This window comes from Wolbachia endosymbiont of Drosophila barbarae (assembly GCF_044752445.1).
Taxonomy (GTDB): domain Bacteria; phylum Pseudomonadota; class Alphaproteobacteria; order Rickettsiales; family Anaplasmataceae; genus Wolbachia; species Wolbachia pipientis.
Genome location: NZ_JBIXJM010000080.1, coordinates 1 through 2,755 on the forward strand (window position 1 = coordinate 1; position 2,755 = coordinate 2,755).

2 protein-coding genes are annotated in these 2,755 nt (G+C 32.5%); both read left to right on the forward strand.

Going from position 1 to position 2,755, the window contains the following annotated elements; translation table 11 throughout:
• Positions 1-320 precede the first annotated feature (320 nt).
• Complete coding sequence (locus ACIPNH_RS01105) at positions 321-1,739, forward strand: AAA family ATPase (protein WP_400771094.1); 1,419 nt, start codon at positions 321-323, stop codon at positions 1,737-1,739.
• Positions 1,740-1,808: 69 nt separating this feature from the next.
• A complete protein-coding gene (locus ACIPNH_RS01110; protein ID WP_400771097.1) occupies positions 1,809-2,030 on the forward strand; it encodes a BRO-N domain-containing protein in 222 nt (73 codons plus the stop codon).
• Positions 2,031-2,755 lie beyond the last annotated feature (725 nt).

Consider the following 2,755-nt stretch of genomic DNA (forward strand, 5'->3'; position numbering starts at 1 on the left):
TTATTTTATCATGTTTTTTATTTGTTGTAAAATATTTTTTCAAAAAAAGTGAACAGTTTTTGTAATTTCGGTGAAACAAGAGCTGGTTATTTTGGAGGTCTTATTGAAATATAACGACTTTTATCTAAAACTCTTAAGGAAATATTTTAGATAATCTCTATAAACAAATTGTAGGCGAAGCTAAAGAAAAAAGTTTTGCCATAAACATAAGCTACTGAGCTCGTAAACTGCTTAAAATGGAGACAAAGATCTAAATTTATTTATTTACGTCTCCAATTTTATCGCGTATAACGAAGACAAAGATTTATGTTTCGTATTTTATGTCTCCATCATTTATTGGTAGAAAAACTGAGTTAAAGCAATTACTGGAGCTTACAGAAAAAAATACTGCATCTTTTGTAGTAGTCAAAGGAAGGCGTCGTATAGGAAAAAGTCGTTTAATTCAAGAGTTTGGTAAGTATTTTGAACAATATTACTCCTTTATAGGTTTGCCACCAGAAAAGCATACTACAATGTCCTACCAACTTAATGAGTTTTCTAGACAAGTTGCTAGACAATTTAATACATCTTTTGCTAGGTATGATGACTGGAGCGATTTACTATGGGCAGTTGGTGAACGTCTACTATCAGGAAAAACATTATTGCTGTTTGATGAAATTTCTTGGATGGGCTCAAAAGATCCAACCTTTTTAGGCAAAATAAAAAATTTTTGGGATACGCAGCTAAAAAATAATAACAAGCTAATTTTCGTTGTTTGTGGATCAGCTTCATCCTGGATCGAGAAAAATATACTTAGTAGTACTGGTTTCGTAGGGAGAATATCGTTAACTTTAACACTCGGAGAATTATCACTTTCTGATTGCAACGAATTTTGGCCAAAAAATATTTCAGCATATGAAAAGTTCAAGGTGCTTGCAGTAACTGGCGGAATTCCAAAGTATTTAGAGGAGGTAAATTTTAAACATAGCGCTGAAGAAAATATTAAAAGGCTTTGTTTTACAAAAGGTGGGTTTTTAGTTGAAGAATTTAATCAAATATTCTCAGATTTATTCATGCGAAAAACGGCTTTTTATAAGCAAATAGTCAGAGCTCTTTCTACTGGAGCTAAAGAACAAGAAGAAATTTGTGCTACTTTAAATATCGTAAGACATGGACGCATTTCTGAGTATCTACATGAGCTTGAGCTTGCTGGTTTTATTGCAAAGGATCATACTTGGAGTATAAAAACGGGTACTGATTCACGACTCAGGAGGTACAGACTTCAAGATAATTATTTAAGGTTTTATCTAAAATATATCGAAAAAGATCTAGGGAAAATTAATCGTGACACCTACTCTATAGGGTTCTTACCAGAGTGGTATACAATTATTGGGCTTCAATTTGAAAATTTGGTGCTGAACAATAGAAAGAGTATACATAACATCTTGGGAATTGATGGAATAATAAGCGAGAATCCATTTTTTCAGAAGAGAACGCGTAATAGTGCAGGCTGTCAAATTGATTATATGATTCAAACGAAGTTTAACACTCTCTACATTTGCGAAATCAAATTTTCAAAAGATAAAATTGGTCATTCAATAATACAAGAGGTACAAAAGAAAATAGATGCACTAAATCGTCCAAAAGGCTTTTCATGTCGTCCAGTCCTTATCCACGTCAATGATGTAAGTGATGATGTTATGGATAGCGGTTACTTTTCACATATAATTGATTTTGGAAAGTTATTGAATTGTAAGTAATATTTTTTCTGACTTAAAAATAGTGTCTTTTTAGTTTTTATGTTTATTCTTAACTTATAGAGGTTGCTTATGACTGATACTTTAACTTTAAAAGAGGGAGATATTGAAACTACTGCTTTTGATAATAGCAATTTTACTAGAGTATTACATGATGGAGAATGGTGGTACGTAATAACAGAAGTAATAGCTTTTCTGACAGGTAGTAAGAACCCATCTGACTATCTAAAAAAGATAAAAAGCAGAGATATAGGGCTTTCTGAAGGATGGGGACAATTTGTCATCCCCCCTTGAAATTAAAATAAAAGCAAGATGTCAAACACAGATAGCTCAACTACAAGCTGGTTTTTGTTGTAGTTATTTTCTTACTTGCTTTAATTAATTCATCAAAATCAGATTCATGTCTGTACAACTCTGGTATTCTCCTTCAGCTAGGGCTTTTGCAACTTCAGCACTCAGCATCTTTAAGCACTTCATAATCATTGAACAATAAAAATGCATCCAATTTTTCAACCCAATTCTGCATTTTCATTAGCCGATTGCTTGAAGTTCCGCATAATCTAGGAAACAATATGCACTCAACTCTTTTTCAGTCAAGTAATTTTTCGCAATCACTTTTATGAATTTTATTACCTGGACCATCTTTCCAAGTCCATATGTAGTTTTTCATCAAGAGTATATTAATACTGCTGCAGTTAAGTCGTAAATCGCCAAATATAATTTATTTTGTACTTTTGTGTAAAATTGTCTTGTTATATCCGAATTTATCTGCAGAGCATTCAGCATAAATATCTGTAATCTTCTGGTAAAATCTACGTTCGGATGCTCCTGATTTTTTCAAGTAATTCATTGAAGTAGTTTTTACCAACCGTTTTTTAGCCGTTCGCTATCTAATGCAAATCCTTTGATCTTCAAAACTTTCGTAGCTCGTACTCTGAATAATGTTAGAATTATAGCATTTCTCATAATAGTCCGAACAGGTCATAGGAAGGCAGAATCAACAGCACGACGAAAAGATT

What these genes read in the sequence shown, in the direction of transcription:
- ACIPNH_RS01105 (WP_400771094.1), top strand. Translation starts at nt 321, where the DNA reads ATGTCTCCATCATTTATTGGTAGAAAAACTGAGTTAAAGCAATTACTG.
- ACIPNH_RS01110 (WP_400771097.1), top strand. Translation starts at nt 1,809, where the DNA reads ATGACTGATACTTTAACTTTAAAAGAGGGAGATATTGAAACTACTGCT.